This is a genomic window from Streptomyces sp. NPDC051243 (assembly GCF_044455405.1).
Classification (GTDB): domain Bacteria; phylum Actinomycetota; class Actinomycetes; order Streptomycetales; family Streptomycetaceae; genus Streptomyces.
The window spans coordinates 212,491-226,053 of the sequence record NZ_JBITES010000014.1; the positions used below are offsets into that span (position 1 = coordinate 212,491).

The window sequence follows — 13,563 nt, forward strand, 5'->3', positions numbered from 1 at the left end:
CCTCGCGCCAGGCCGGCCGCCGCGCCCCCGCACTTTCGAAACACCCCCCGCCGCTTCGAGGACGAAGCGAGAACGTCCGCCGCTCCGCGCTGCCCGGAGTACGGCCGGCCACGAAAGGCAAAGCCCTTGCGTACCTCCGCATCCACCAGACGGAAGCTGATATCCGTCGCCGCGGTCTCCGCCGCCCTGTTCACGGCCGCCACCACCGTCGCCGTGGCCCAGGAACCCGCTCCCCGCGAAGCCGCCGTCCCCACGGCGCAGACCGAGGCCGCACCCGGTGCCCCGGCCGAGCGCCTCATCGTCGGCTACAAGTCCGGCGCCGCCGAGGCCAAGTCGAACAAGGCCGCCGAGTCCGACGCCGCCGCCAAGGGCAAGGAGGCCGGCGAGGACCTCGACTTCCAGCGCCGCCTCGGCTCCGGCGCCGCGCTCGTCGACCTGGGCGAGAACCTCACCAAGGCGGACGTCGCCGACGTCGTCGCCGAGTACCAGGCGGACCCGCAGGTCGCCTACGTCGTACCGGACCGGTTGAACAAGCCGCTGGCCACCCCCAACGACACCGAGTTCAGCAAGCAGTGGGACCTCTTCGAGACCACCGCGGGCATGAACGTGCCGGGCGCCTGGGACGTCACCACCGGCAGCGGGGTGACCGTCGCCGTCATCGACACGGGTTACGTCGCCCACTCCGACCTCGGCGCCAACATCGTCGCGGGTTACGACTTCATCTCCGACGCCACCGTCGGCAACGACGGCAACGGCCGCGACAGCAACCCGGCCGACCCGGGCGACTGGACCGCCGCCAACGAGTGCGCGCAGGGCGACCCGGCCTCCACCTCCTCCTGGCACGGCACCCACGTCGCGGGCACCATCGCCGCCGTCACCAACAACAGCAAGGGCGTCGCCGGCATCGCGTACGGCGCGAAGGTGTCCCCGCTGCGGGTGCTCGGCAAGTGCGGCGGCTTCGACTCCGACATCATCGACGCCATCACCTGGGCGTCCGGCGGTACGGTCTCCGGTGTCCCGGCGAACACCAACGTCGCCAAGGTCATCAACATGAGCCTGGGCGGCGGCGGTGCCTGCTCCACCGCGACTCAGAGCGCCATCAACGCCGCCGTGAACCGCGGCACCACGGTCGTCGTCGCGGCGGGCAACAGCAACGCCAACGCGGCCAACTACTCGCCGGCCAGCTGCAACAACGTCATCAGCGTCGCGGCCTCCGACCGCCAGGGCAACCGCTCCTACTACTCCAACTTCGGCTCGGTCGTCGACATCGCCGCCCCGGGTGGCGAGACCAACTCCGTCACGTCCAACGGCATCCTGTCCACGCTGAACTCCGGCGCGCAGGGTCCGTCCTCGGAGAGCTACGACTACTACCAGGGCACCAGCATGGCCGCCCCGCACGTCGCGGGCCTGGCCGCGCTGATGAAGTCGGCCAACTCCTCGCTCACCCCGGCCCAGATCGAGTCCGCGATCAAGACCAACTCGCGTGCTCTCCCCGGCACTTGCTCGGGCGGCTGCGGTGCGGGCCTGGCCGACGCGGCCAAGACGGTGCAGGCGGTGAGCGGCAGCTCCGGCGGCTCCACGGGGGGCACCACCTTCACCAGCTCCGGCGCGGTCTCCATCCCGGACAACGGCTCCGCCGTCGAGTCCTCCATCGCCGTCAGCGGCCGCAGCGGCAACGCCCCCTCGGCTCTCCAGGTCGGCGTGGACATCACCCACACCTACCGCGGTGACCTGGTCATCGACCTCGTCGCCCCGGACGGTTCGACGTACCGCCTGAAGTCCGCCAGCTCCTCGGACTCCGCGGACAACGTCAGCACCACCTACACCGTGAACGCCTCCAGCGAGACCGCCAACGGCACCTGGAAGCTGCGCGTCCAGGACACGGCGGCCCAGGACACGGGCACGATCAACAGCTGGAAGCTGACCTTCTGAGCGAACAGCGAACAGCGAACGGCGAACAGCGAACGGTGAACAGCCAAGGCTGAACACTGAACACGGGCCCTGAACGGGCGCGTATCACCAGCGGGCGGGCCGGCCGATGCGGATGGGGCATCGGCGGGCCCGCCGTACGGCGTTGCGGTCACCGACCGGAGTGACGGAAACCATCACTCCGGTCGGTGTCGTGTACTCAGTGTGCGGGCACATCCATGGCGACCTGCTCGACCTCCGCCGTGTCGACGGTGGCCAGCACGCGGATCCCTCGGTCGGGCCGCCGGTCGATGCCGGTGAGCAGGCCGGGCAGCGCGATGCTCGGCAGGAGGTGCCCCCACAGCACCGAGATGCGCTCCGCCAGATCGTTCCGGTCGGTCAGCGCGCGGGACATCAGCTGAATGCCCGCGAACGCCCCGACCAGCAGCTCCACCGTCTGCCTGGGCTGCACCGTGGGCAGCAACTCGCCCTGGTCGCGGGCCTGTTCCAGTACCACCACCAGATGCTCCACCCACTGCCGGAACGGCCCCGCGTGGTCGACACCGCGCGGCGCGCTCTGGTCCACCGCCAGCCGTACGCTGCCCTTGAGCAGGGAGTTGCTGAGCAGCCGCTGCCCGAACACGAAGGTCATGTCGACCAGTTCCTGCAGCTTGCACGCCTGCGGCGGCACCGCGCCGAGCGGCACCTGCTCGTCCAGCACGGCCTGGGCGAGGGATTCCTTGGACGGGAAGTGGAAGTACAGGGCGCCCTTGGTGACATCGGCCCGTTCCAGGACCATCGAGATGGTGGTCGCGGTGTAACCGTGCTCGTCGAAGACCGCGCCGGCGGCCTCGAGAATCACTCTCCGCGTCCTGATGGCGCGCTCCTGCCTCGCCATATCCGCCCCTCCGTCTTTTCTCCGTCGCCTCGGGGCGCAGAGCCGGTGCCGGGAGCCCGGCCGTGCTCAGCCCCTCGGGCCTCCGTGCCCCCGAACTCTCAGGTCGCCGTACCGAGTTGACCTGCGCGCCCGGCGTGCGCCGGAGCGGATTCGGGCACGGTCGGGTGACCCGGGGCCGCATTGAAAACAAACCGGTCGCCTCGTACTCTAACGCTCGCGGCACGGGCACCTCGCCGTCTGTCAACGCACACACGGGGGGACCCAAGGAGGGGACATGCCTCATCCGTGGCGACTCGCCACGAACCCGCTCGCCGAGACCTTGGCGGCGCCGGAAGGCCTGACCGCCACCGTACCTCGCCAGCTCGTGCATCGAGCCTCGGTGGCCGAAACACTGCTCACCGGGGGCACCAGCACGGACACCGACCGGTTCACCGTCTTCGCCCAGTGGCCGCGCGCTCACCAGTTACACGTGTCGCCCGACCGGACGGCGTACGAGCCCCTGCTCGTCGCGGAAACCGTCCGCCAGGCCGGCACACTCCTCGCGCACACCGCCTACGAGGTCCCCCTGGACCACAAGTTCGTGCTCAAGGAGATGCGGATCACCACGCGCCCCGAACATCTGGCCGTCGGCGCCGCACCGGCCGAACCCGCGATCCACATCACCGTCTCCGACGTCGACCGCCGCGGCGGCCGCCCGGCCGGATTCCGCTACGAGGCGGACGTACGGATAGGCCGGGAGCGGGTCGCGACCGCGCGCATAGCCGCCACCTGGACCAGCGACGCCGTCTACCGCCGGCTGCGCGGCGGCCGTACCGCGGCCACCGTGTCCGCACTTCCGGTGCCGCCCGGTCTGCCGCCCGCGGCGGTGGACCGTGTCCTGCCCGCGGACGTCGTCCTCGCTCCTTCCGGCCGTCCCGACCGCTGGCGGCTGCGAGTCGATACCGCGCATGCTGTTTTCTTCGACCATCCCCTCGACCATGTGCCCGGCATGCTGCTGCTGGAGGCCGTCCGCCAGGCCGTACGGGCCCGCACCCGCAACGGCCGCCGGGCCCCCGTCTCGTTCCACACCGTCTTCCATCAGTACGCCGAACTCGACCAGCCCACCTGGATAGAAGCGGTCGACAAGGCGGACGCGGACCCCGTGCACGGCGCCGACGTCCAAGTCGTGGGGCAGCAGGGGGAGTCGACGGTTTTCGAGTGTGCTGTGGCAACCGGCTGAGGGTGAGTTATCTTGTACGGAGAGTAAGAAACAAACAGCATGACCCGTTCTTTTCAGCCCAGGAGAGTCCAGCCGATGGTGAGGCAGTTACGCGCCGAACAGACCCGCACCACGATCCTCACAGCCGCCGCAGAACTGTTCGACCGCCACGGCTACGAATCGACCAGCCTCAGCGACATCGTCGAGCACGCCCAGGTGACCAAGGGCGCCCTGTACTTCCACTTCGCGGCGAAGGAGGATCTCGCCCAGGCCATCATGGAGCTCCAGTCCAAGGCTTCCCGCCAGGTGGCCGGCGAGATGGACGCCCGGGGCCACTCCTCCCTGGAGGCCCTGATGCGCACGACGTTCGGGATCACGCGGCTGGCCGTCGAGGGCCCGATACCCCGCGCGGGCCTGCGCCTGGCCACCGGCGGAGTGGTGATACGGCCGCCCCTGCGGCACCCCTTCCAGGAGCTGCTGGACATCGCCGTCCGCAAACTCCACGGCGCCGCCAAGGAGGCCGACATCCACCCGGACGTCGACGTCGAGGCCGCCGCTCACTCCCTCGTCTGCTTCTTCGTCGGCACCCGCGTCGTCGCCCGTTCCCTGGAACCCGTCGCACGCCAGCCCCGCAGAGTGGCCGAGATGTGGCACCTGATGATCCGGGGTCTGGTCCCGGTACCCCGCCGCGCCCCCTATCTCGCCCTCGCGACACAGTTGGAACGGGAGATCAGAGCCGTATGACGCCCGCGATACGGTGAGGCGCATGCCCGACAGGTTCGACACCCCGCGCGTGCCCGTGCTCCTCGGCGACGAACCCGGTTCGTTCCCGCACAGCGTGCTCGCCGAACGGCATCCCGCGATCATCCGGCAGGTACGGGAGTCCTTCCCGTACGGCCCGGACCGGCACCGTGCGCTGGACGCGCTGCTCGCGAGCTGCACCAAGGGCGTGATCGAACCGCTTCCGGCCGACGCGCACGACCGGGACCGCTGGACGGCGTGGGGCGCCGAGGAGTACACCGGCCGGTCCTGGTTCGAGGTGCCGTGGCTGTGGTCGGAGAGCTACTTCTACCGCCAACTCCTCGAAGCCGTCGGCTACTTCGCCCCCGGCCCCTGGCAGGGCATCGACCCGTTCCGCCCCGCCAAGCTGGCCGAGCTCGACGCCCCGGAGACGGACGAGGAACTGGCCGCCCTCGACACCCTCGCGGAGCTGCCCGAAGACGAGCGGGACCGGGCGCTGCTGCACGGCTCCCTGTGGGGCAACCGCGCGGACCTCGGCTTCCGGCTGTCGGCCGGGCACGACGAGACCTCCTCGGACACGCCGCCGCTGGTGGCCGACGACAGCGAGACCCTGTGGTCCCTGCTTCCGTCCACGGGTTCGGCCACTGTCTGCCTGATCGCCGACAACGCGGGCCGCGAACTCGTCCCCGATCTGCTCCTCATCGCCCACCTGCTCAGTCAGGGGCGCGTCGGACGAGCCGTCCTCCACGTCAAGCCGTACCCCTACTACGTCTCCGACGCCACGCACGCCGACGTGCTCGACGCACTGCGCCGGCTGACGACGGCACGGGGCGCCGCCGGGACGTACGGACACACGCTCTGGTCGGCGATGACCGACGGCCGCCTCACCGTCCGCGCGCACCCCTTCTCCAGTGCCCCGCTGCCGTACGCGCGGATGCCCGGTGACCTCCGCGAGGAACTGGCCGCTGCCACCCTCACGATCGTCAAGGGCGACCTCAACTACCGCCGCCTGGTCGGCGACCGACTCTGGCCGCCGACCACGCCGTTCTCCGAGGTCACCGCACATTTCCCCGGGCCGGTCGCGGCCCTGCGCACATTGAAGTCCGACGTGATCACCGGGCTGGACGCCGGCACCGAGGCGGCGCTGGTCGAGGGCGAGGGTCCTCAGGAGTGGCGGATCGGCGGGAAGCATGCGCTGATCCAGGTGCGGCGGTGACGAACCCTCCGAACTCAAGTGACTCACGTGACCCGGACGGGCAGCGACTTGAGTCCGTTGATGAAGTTCGACACCAACCGCTTCGACGGTCCGACCGTCCGTAGTACGGGCAGTGCCCGCAGGGTTTCCCGGTAGAGCACCCGCAGCTGAAGTCGCGCGAAGTGCGCACCCAGGCAGACATGCGGACCGTCGCCGAAGGAGACGTGCGGGTTCGGGGTGCGGGACAGGTCCAGCCGGTCCGGGTCGGCGAAGACCCGTTCGTCGCGGTTGGCGGAGGCGTGGAAGACGACCACCTTCTCGCCCGCGCGGATGCGATGGCCGGCCAGCTCCGTGTCCTGCGCGGCGGTGCGGCGGAAGGTGAGGACGGGCGGGTGCCAGCGGAGCAACTCGTCCACCGCGGAAGGGAGTTCGACGCGCCCGTCGCGCAGGCGCTCATACGCCTGCGGGTGTTCGGCGAGGGTGAGCAGGCCGCCGGGTGCCGCGCTGCGGACGGTGTCGTTGCCCGCGACGGTGAGCAGGAAGAAGAACATCTCCAGCTCGGCCCGGGAGAGTTCGGGGTCATGGGCGAGCGTGGTCATCACGTCGTCGTCGGGGTACCGCCGCTTGTGCGCGGCCAGCTGCTGGGCATACCCGAACATGTCCCGCAGCATCGCGGGCGACCGTGGGTTGACCGGCCTGCCCGCCGGGTCCAGTACCGGGGGACCGGCCTCGTCCGGATCCTGGTAACCGATCACGCGCCGCGTCCAGTGCAGCAGCAGCCTGCGGTCGGCCTCCGGCACGCCGAGCAGGTCGGCGAGGTTGAGCAGGGCGTAGTCGTCGGTGACGGCGGTGACCAGGTCGACGGTGCCGTCCGAGGCGCGGGCCTCGTCCAGGGCGCGGCCGAGCAGCGTCCGGGCGCGGTCCTGGGCGAGCTTGGCGAAGCGGTCGATGCGTCTCGGGGTGAAGGCCCGGCTGACCAGCCGTCTCAGGCGCCCGTGTCCCGGCGGATCCTGGTTGAGCATCATGCGGCGGATGAACGGCAGGTCGTCCGGGTCCGGGTCGCGGATCTGGGTCGCGCCGATGTACGAGGAGTACGTCGCCGAGTCCTTGAGCACCCGCACCACGTCCGCGTGCCGGGTCACCGCCCAGAACCCGGGCCCGGCGGGCCAGCCCAGCACCTCCGGCTCCTCCTGCCGGGCCACGGGGTGGTGGTCGCGCAGGACGCGATAGGCGTCGTACGGGACGCCGGTCGCGTACTGGCGGGGGTCGAAGACGTCGGGGACGGGCGGCGCGTGGTGGACGGTCACGCCGGCTCGCTCTCGTCGGCCCGCAGGAAGTCCTCCACCACGCGGATCAGCTCCAACGGCGTCTCGTCCATGGAGTAGTGGCCGGCGGACGGGAGTTCGTGCAGCTCGGCGCGCGGGTACCAGGTCATCCACGTCTGGCGGAGGAGGTCGGCCGACAGGGCCGGGTCGAGAGCGCCGGTCACGGCGAGCGCGGGGACCGGGGAGCCCTCGACGCGGGTGTGGAAGTCCTCCCCGGCCCAGGAGTCCAGCCAGGCACGGAACGCCTTCTGGTCGCTGACCGCGAGCGAACGCGCGACCATACGGTCGAGCCAGGCGGCCGGACGACGGCCGCCGGTGGTGACGTCGATGATGGCGCGCCGGTTCTCCGGCTGGTGCGCCGCGTCGGCGAACAGCTCCCACTGCTCGGGCGGCAGCGCCAGCCCCGAGGCCGGAACCGGCGAGACCCCGACCAGCCTGCGCAGTCGGTGCGGGGCGAGGGCGAGGAGGCGCTGGCCGACCGCGCCGCCCATGGAGTGGCCGACCACGGAGAAGCGTTCCCAGCCGAGCCGGTCGGCCAGCTCCACCAGGTCGAGAGCGGCTTCGCCTGTCGTGTATCCGCCGATCGCGTCCTTGGCGCCGCCGTAGCCGCGCAGATCGACGAGGGCGTAGGTGAACTCCGTACGGTCGAGGTCGGGCAGGACGGCCCCGTAGGCGGACCGATCGGCGAACCAGCCGTGCACGGCGAACACCTTGTGGGCGCCGTCGCCGTGCAGCTCGTGCGGGAGCGTGAAGGAGGTCATATGACCAAGGTGGCGCACATCGGCGAAGACCGACAGCTTGCCATGGCCGCGTTCATCTGCTTTATGTGGTGATCATGACAAATCCTTGATAGTCATGTCGACATGCCGTTACGTCAATTGCGCACGGGAACGGGGAGAACCGCAGCCGCCGCGGCCGCCTTTCTGCTGGTGTCCCTCACGGCCTGTGGTGAGGACGGGGACTCCGCGTCCTCCCCCGGCGGGCGGGACACGGTCACCGTGGCCGCCCTGCCCCTGATCGACTGCGCTGCCCTCTACATCGCCCGGGACCGCGGCCTGTTCGAGAAGGAGGGCCTCGACGTCCGCATCCAGCAGGTGCAGCAGAGCCTGCAGGCACTGCCGGCCCTGGCCAAGGGGCAGATCGACATGGTCGCGAGCGCGAACTACGTGACCTATCTGCAGGCCTATGAGAAGGGCACCCTCGACATCCGGATCGTCGCCGAGGCGATCAGGGCCGCGCCGCGCATGATGGAGGTCCTCGTACCCGAGGACTCGGACATCAAGACCGTCGCCGACCTCGAGGGCAAGAAGCTCGCGGTCAACACCCTCAACAACGTCCAGTCGCTCACTTTCAACGAGATCCTCGCGAAACAGGGCGTCGGCCGTCCCGTCTACCGGGCGATTCCCTTCCCGCAGATGGGCGCCGCCCTGGACAAGGGGCAGGTCGACGCCGTGCACGCCGTCGAGCCCTACGACAGCTCCATCCAGGACGAGCTGCAGGCCAGGGTCCTCGTCGACGGCTCGTCCGCGCCCGTGGAGGCCATTCCCCTCAGCGGATACATCAGCACCGGCGAGTACGTCGACGGGAACGCCGAGACGCTGGCCGCGTTCCAGCGGGCCATCAAGGCGGCCGTGCGGATCGCCGAGGAGGACCCGTCCGTCGTGCGCGACACCCTGCCCACGTACACCAAGGTGACCGAGAAGCAGGCCGAGTCGATCGATCTGCCGGTCTTCCCGCCCACGATGGACGCCGCGCAGCTCAAGCGGCTGGCCGACCTCATGGAGAAGCAGGGGATGCTGAAGAAACCGGTCGATCCGGCGACGCTGATGGTCAAGTGACGGTGACGTGAAGGGCCGTCAGGAGCAGGTGTTGCTCGGTGCTCTCGGGGTCCTGCTGGCGTTCGGCGCCTGCGAGGCCGTCTCGCGCGCCGGGTTGGTGCGGCGCAGCTATCTGCCGCCCGCGTCCGAAGTCCTGGCGCGCGCGGTGGAGTTGGCGGGCGACGCCGTGTTCCTGGACGGCATCGCCGTGACCCTGCGCGCCTGGGCACTCGGTCTCGCCCTGGCGTGCGCCATCGCCGTCCCGGTCGGACTGGTGCTCGGGAGTGTGCCGGTCGTGGACGCCGCGGTGCGCGCGATCGTCGAGTTCCTGCGGCCGCTGCCGTCCGTCGCGCTGATCCCGCTGGTCTCCCTGCTCCTCGGGTCGGGGACCGAGACCAAGGTCGCGCTGGTGACGTACGCGTCCATCTGGCCGATCCTCTTCAACACCGTCTACGGCCTCGGCGAGACCGACCCCCTCGCCAAGGACACCCTCCGCGCCTTCGGCTTCGGCCGCCTCTCCGTCCTCCTGCGCGTCGAACTACCGGGCACGGCCCCCTTCATCGCCGCCGGCATCCGCATCTCGGCCGCCGTCGCCCTCATCCTGGCCGTCGCCACGGAAATCCTCTCCGGCTTCGGCGACGGCCTCGGCATCTTCATCGCCCAGGCCGGGCTGGCGACGGACGGGACACGGGATGTGCTGGCCGGGGTTGTGTGGGCGGGTGTTCTGGGACTGGTCATCAACGGGGTCCTGGTGTGGGGGGAGCGGCGGTTGTTTCCTTGGACGCCGGGGCGGCGGGGTGTGGGGTGACGGGGGTGACCGGGTGACTGCGGTGACTGGGGTGACCGAGGTGACGGGGTGGCCTGAAGGAACTCGGCGCCGGGCGGGCCGTGTGGCGCCCGCCGGTCCACGGGTTCCGGCGGCCGAGGTGCGTGGCGTGCACGTCTCTGGCGGCCGAGGCGCCGACGGCCTGCCCGCAGGCACGGCTGTGACCTGCCGACCGGCTTTCGTGCCGAGGCGGACCGCTCCCACCCTCGGCTTCCCGCGTCGCGCCGTGAGGAGCCCTGAATGAAGCGGCACCGCAACGCCGCATCCGCCGCATCCGCTGGATCCGCTGGATCCGCTGGATCCGCTGGATCCGCTGGATCCGCTGGATCCGCCGGATCCGCCGGATCCGTGGAACCCGCTGAGGCGCCCGAGCCCCCCGAGCCCCGCGAGCTCGCCGGGCCCCCCGGTTCTCCCGACCGGCAGTCGGCAGCCTCGCGCCGCCCCTTCGCTTCGTCGGTTCCGCGCCGCTCCTTCGTCTCGTGGGTTCTGCGCCGCTCCCTCGCCGCCGCCTCCGTGCGCCATGCCCTCCTCCGCTGGACAGTCCTCGCGCTTGCCGTGGCCGTCTGGCAGTTGGTCGCCCGAGCGCATGGGAGTGTCTACTTCCCGCCGCCCGCCGAGATCGCGCGGCATGCCCGCGAGCTGTGGTTCTCGGGCCCGGTCCGGCATGTCTTCCTCACCGAGGACGCCGTCGCCGACGTCCTGCCCAGCCTCGGCCGGATGGCCGCCGGGTTCGCTCTCGCCGCCGTCGCCGGGATCGCACTCGGCGTCGCGGTCGGCCGCTCGCGGCGCGCGTACGCCCTCTGCAACCCCGTCCTGCAGTTCGCCCGCGCCGTGCCGCCGCCCGCCCTGGTCCCCGTCTTCGTCGTGATCTTCGACTTCGGTACGCCGATGCAGATCGCGTCGATCGTCTTCAGTGCCGTCTGGCCGGTACTGATCAACACCGCGGAAGGCGCCCGCGACACCGACCCGCTACGCCTCGAGGTCGCCGCCGTCCTCCGTCTCACCGCGGCCGAACGGCTCCGCTTCCTCATCCTGCCGTCCGCACTGCCCCGCATCTTCGCCGGCCTCCGCCTCAGCCTCTCGCTCTCCCTCATCCTCATGGTGTTCTCGGAGCTGCTGCCCGGCACCGCGAACGGCATCGGCTTCACGCTCACCGACGCCCAGTCCCGCTCCGACCTGCTCACCGTCTGGGCGGCGCTGGTCCTCCTCGGCGCCCTCGGCTACCTCCTCAACACCGGCCTCCTGGCCGTCGAGAAACGACTCGTCGGCCGAGGGAGGACCACGACCGTATGACCCGTACGCCCCCCATCTCTTCCGCCATGCCCCCCACCCCCTCCGCCCAGGGACAGCCATGCTCCGCCTAGACACCGTCGGCCAGCACTACGGCGACCACCAGGTACTGCACGACATCACCCTCACCGTGCCGGACGGCCAACTCCTGTGTGTCGTGGGCCCGTCCGGCTGCGGCAAGTCCACGCTGCTGCGCACCGTCGCGGGTCTGCTGCCGGCGTACGACGGCACGATCACGCTGGACGGCACACCCGTACGGGGCGTCCCCGACAACCTCGCCGTGGTCTTCCAGGACTACGCCCGCTCCCTCTACCCCTGGCTCACGGTCCGCGAGAACGTGGCGCTGCCGCTCCGCCGCAGGGGCCTGCCGAGAGCGGAACGCCGAGCCGAGGCCGACCGCATCCTGGCCCGCGTCGGCCTCACCGACACCGCCCGCCGCCACCCCTGGCAGCTCTCGGGCGGTATGCAGCAACGCGTGGCCATCGCCCGGGCCCTGGTCTGCCGCCCCTCCCTCCTCCTGATGGACGAGCCCTTCGGCTCCCTCGACGCGCAGACCCGCGAGGATCTGGAGGACCTCCTCCTCGAGGTCCACCGCACGGACGGCGCGACGATCGTCTTCGTCACCCACGACATCGACGAGAGCGTCTACCTGGGCGACCGCGTCGTCGTCCTCTCCCCGGGGCCCGGCTCCAAGGTCGTCCTGGACCTCCCGGTCGAACTCCCCGGCACCCGGGACCAGATCACCACCCGGGGCCTGGCGGAGTTCGTCGCGTTGAGGTCGCAGGTGGGGCGGGCGGTGCGCAACAGACAGCACCGGTGACCTTTCAACGCCGGTCGGGAACACTCAGCGCCGAGGCGTCCAGAGGGCGGAGCCCCTCGCGCCGCCGGCCCGTCGCTCAGCCCAACCGCACGTCCTGCCACACCAGCCGGTGATCGGACGTCGGCACCGTCTTCCCGTCCCCCACCAACCGGTACAGCGGGTCGTCGGACGTCGGCCAGAAGACACCGTTCGCGCCCGGTATCAAGCCCCTGGACGGCAGGACGTAGTCGACGCGCAGGTTCCCGGGAGCGGTGTCGCCGAAGTCGGCGGTGTCGTAGGCCGGGTTGCCGGTGTGCGAGGCGTTGGCGCCGCCCTGGAGCCTCGCGGCCTCCGCACCGCCCGCGCTGGACGGCGGCGTGGCCGGGAGGTTCACCGCGGGGTGGTCGAGCAGCTGACGTATGGCGTGGTCGTAGCTGTCGCCGTCGTGGGGATCGGCGTTGTTGTCGCCGGCGATCACGAACCGCGCCCCGGGCCGAAGCCCGCCGCACACGCCCTTGTCGTCGTACAGGTAGGAGCTGCGCCGGCGCCCGCCGATGTAGTCGGCCCAGAGCCGGATCTCGTCGTGATTGCGCCGTCCGTTGCGGTCCTCGGTGCCGTCGAAGGTGGGCGGCGTCGGGTGCGAGACCAGGAAGTGCACGGTGGAGTGGCCGATGCGCACCGGCACGTCCCAGTGGCTCTTCGACGACAGCCGCAGGATCGTGGTGGCCTCGTCGCTGTAGTAGCCCGGGGGCATGATGTGGCCGGGCATGTCCTTCCACAGGAAGCGCTGGAAGGTGCGCACCGCGTGCCGGTCGATCGGGTACTTCGACAGCACGACCATGCCGTACTGACCCGGGAACCAGCCATAGCCGTAGGCGTCCTGCCCGTACGCGTCCGAACCGGGTGTCGTGACCGCGCCGTTCTTCCCGTCGAGGTCCAGGCCGGTGGCGACGCCCGTGTTCACCGGGGCGGTGAAGTGGTACGGGTAGCGGACCGGCTTCGCGCCGTTGTGGCCGACGGACAGGTAGTTGTGCAGGAACAGACGGACCGCCCTGCCCTGCTCGTCGTAGTCGAACTCGTTGATCAGCAGGACGTCCGGGTCGACCCGCTGGATGGTCTCGGCGGCGTTGCGCGCCTGGGCGTTGTCCGGCGTGGACAGGTCGGTGATCAGCCCGCCCTGGGTGAAGCGGTTCAGGGAGGCGTTGAAGGTGGCGAACCGGACGGACCGGCGGCCGTGCCGCTCGGTCGCCGAGGCCGGGAACGCCGCGGTCGTGGCCAGCGCCGCCCCGGCGAGTGAGACCAGCGCGGTACGGCGGGAGAGGGATCCGGTGGAGCGAGAGTGGGATCCGGTGGGGAGGGAGTGGGATCCGGTGTTGTGGGAGGGAGATCCGGTGTGGTTCATCGCGACTCCGGTGAGGGACGGACACAGGGGGACACATGAAGCTCGAAAAGTCTGCGCGCGTAGAGATGAACGCCACAAGGCCCGGCGAGAACTCCCGGATTCACCCGTGATTCACGCGATGGTGTGATCATGTCCCGCGCGGCGGATGCCGGTTGGGGCCCAGG

Annotated in this window: 12 protein-coding genes; 8 read left to right on the top strand and 4 right to left on the bottom strand. The window is 70.8% G+C overall.

Annotated elements, in window-relative coordinates:
- Positions 1-126: 126 nt before the first annotated feature.
- Positions 127-1,932, top strand: a complete 1,806-nt coding sequence (locus ACIBAG_RS32930; protein WP_399110132.1) for a S8 family peptidase — start codon at positions 127-129, stop codon at positions 1,930-1,932.
- A 196-nt stretch (positions 1,933-2,128) separates the two neighbouring features.
- On the opposite strand, the gene ACIBAG_RS32935 is transcribed toward ACIBAG_RS32930, so the two are convergent.
- The gene (locus ACIBAG_RS32935; RefSeq protein WP_399110134.1) at positions 2,129-2,806 is read right to left on the bottom strand and encodes a ScbR family autoregulator-binding transcription factor; all 678 of its coding nucleotides are present in this window, start codon (positions 2,804-2,806) and stop codon (positions 2,129-2,131) included.
- Between the two features lie 274 nt (positions 2,807-3,080).
- On the opposite strand from ACIBAG_RS32935, the gene ACIBAG_RS32940 reads away from it, so the two are divergent.
- The 3 genes from ACIBAG_RS32940 to ACIBAG_RS32950 all read left to right on the top strand — a co-directional run bounded on the left by ACIBAG_RS32940 (position 3,081) and on the right by ACIBAG_RS32950 (position 5,961).
- Positions 3,081-4,025, top strand: a complete 945-nt coding sequence (locus tag ACIBAG_RS32940; protein WP_399110136.1) for a ScbA/BarX family gamma-butyrolactone biosynthesis protein — start codon at positions 3,081-3,083, stop codon at positions 4,023-4,025.
- A 75-nt stretch (positions 4,026-4,100) separates the two neighbouring features.
- Entirely contained in the window at positions 4,101-4,748 is a 648-nt protein-coding gene (locus ACIBAG_RS32945; protein ID WP_399110137.1) for a ScbR family autoregulator-binding transcription factor, read from the top strand.
- Between the two features lie 22 nt (positions 4,749-4,770).
- Entirely contained in the window at positions 4,771-5,961 is a 1,191-nt protein-coding gene (locus ACIBAG_RS32950; RefSeq protein ID WP_399110139.1) for a damage-control phosphatase ARMT1 family protein, read from the top strand.
- Positions 5,962-5,984: 23 nt separating this feature from the next.
- Here the strand turns inward: ACIBAG_RS32950 and ACIBAG_RS32955 are convergent, their stop codons facing one another.
- Both ACIBAG_RS32955 and ACIBAG_RS32960 read right to left on the bottom strand, forming a co-directional pair.
- Positions 5,985-7,247 carry a cytochrome P450 gene (locus ACIBAG_RS32955; protein WP_399110141.1) on the bottom strand — a complete coding sequence of 421 codons (1,263 nt, stop codon included), beginning with the start codon at positions 7,245-7,247 and terminating at the stop codon, positions 5,985-5,987.
- Entirely contained in the window at positions 7,244-8,026 is a 783-nt protein-coding gene (locus ACIBAG_RS32960; RefSeq protein WP_399110143.1) for an alpha/beta fold hydrolase, read from the bottom strand. The genes ACIBAG_RS32955 and ACIBAG_RS32960 overlap by 4 nt, the downstream gene beginning before the upstream one ends.
- A gap of 102 nt (positions 8,027-8,128) precedes the next feature.
- Here ACIBAG_RS32960 and ACIBAG_RS32965 point away from each other — a divergent pair, with 102 nt between their 5' ends.
- From ACIBAG_RS32965 to ACIBAG_RS32980, 4 genes are all read left to right on the top strand, one after another.
- A complete protein-coding gene (locus ACIBAG_RS32965) occupies positions 8,129-9,103 on the top strand; it encodes an ABC transporter substrate-binding protein (protein ID WP_399110145.1) in 975 nt (324 codons plus the stop codon).
- A 7-nt stretch (positions 9,104-9,110) separates the two neighbouring features.
- Complete coding sequence (locus ACIBAG_RS32970) at positions 9,111-9,890, top strand: ABC transporter permease (protein WP_399110147.1); 780 nt, start codon at positions 9,111-9,113, stop codon at positions 9,888-9,890.
- 366 nt (positions 9,891-10,256) lie between these two features.
- Positions 10,257-11,201: an ABC transporter permease gene (locus tag ACIBAG_RS32975; protein ID WP_399110149.1), complete on the top strand. Its 945-nt coding sequence runs from the start codon at positions 10,257-10,259 to the stop codon at positions 11,199-11,201.
- A 58-nt stretch (positions 11,202-11,259) separates the two neighbouring features.
- Entirely contained in the window at positions 11,260-12,018 is a 759-nt protein-coding gene (locus tag ACIBAG_RS32980; protein WP_399110151.1) for an ABC transporter ATP-binding protein, read from the top strand.
- Positions 12,019-12,094: 76 nt separating this feature from the next.
- Here ACIBAG_RS32980 and ACIBAG_RS32985 read toward each other — a convergent pair whose 3' ends face one another.
- Positions 12,095-13,399: an endonuclease/exonuclease/phosphatase family protein gene (locus ACIBAG_RS32985; RefSeq protein WP_399110153.1), complete on the bottom strand. Its 1,305-nt coding sequence runs from the start codon at positions 13,397-13,399 to the stop codon at positions 12,095-12,097.
- Positions 13,400-13,563: the final 164 nt, after the last annotated feature.

Bases quoted from the DNA above. Each gene is read 5' to 3' on its own strand.
- ACIBAG_RS32950 (WP_399110139.1), top strand. From the start codon at position 4,771: ATGCCCGACAGGTTCGACACCCCGCGCGTGCCCGTGCTCCTCGGCGAC.
- ACIBAG_RS32980 (WP_399110151.1), top strand. From the start codon at position 11,260: ATGCTCCGCCTAGACACCGTCGGCCAGCACTACGGCGACCACCAGGTA.
- ACIBAG_RS32945 (WP_399110137.1), top strand. From the start codon at position 4,101: ATGGTGAGGCAGTTACGCGCCGAACAGACCCGCACCACGATCCTCACA.
- ACIBAG_RS32960 (WP_399110143.1), bottom strand. From the start codon at position 8,026: ATGACCTCCTTCACGCTCCCGCACGAGCTGCACGGCGACGGCGCCCAC.
- ACIBAG_RS32935 (WP_399110134.1), bottom strand. From the start codon at position 2,806: ATGGCGAGGCAGGAGCGCGCCATCAGGACGCGGAGAGTGATTCTCGAG.
- ACIBAG_RS32985 (WP_399110153.1), bottom strand. From the start codon at position 13,399: ATGAACCACACCGGATCTCCCTCCCACAACACCGGATCCCACTCCCTC.
- ACIBAG_RS32940 (WP_399110136.1), top strand. From the start codon at position 3,081: ATGCCTCATCCGTGGCGACTCGCCACGAACCCGCTCGCCGAGACCTTG.
- ACIBAG_RS32965 (WP_399110145.1), top strand. From the start codon at position 8,129: ATGCCGTTACGTCAATTGCGCACGGGAACGGGGAGAACCGCAGCCGCC.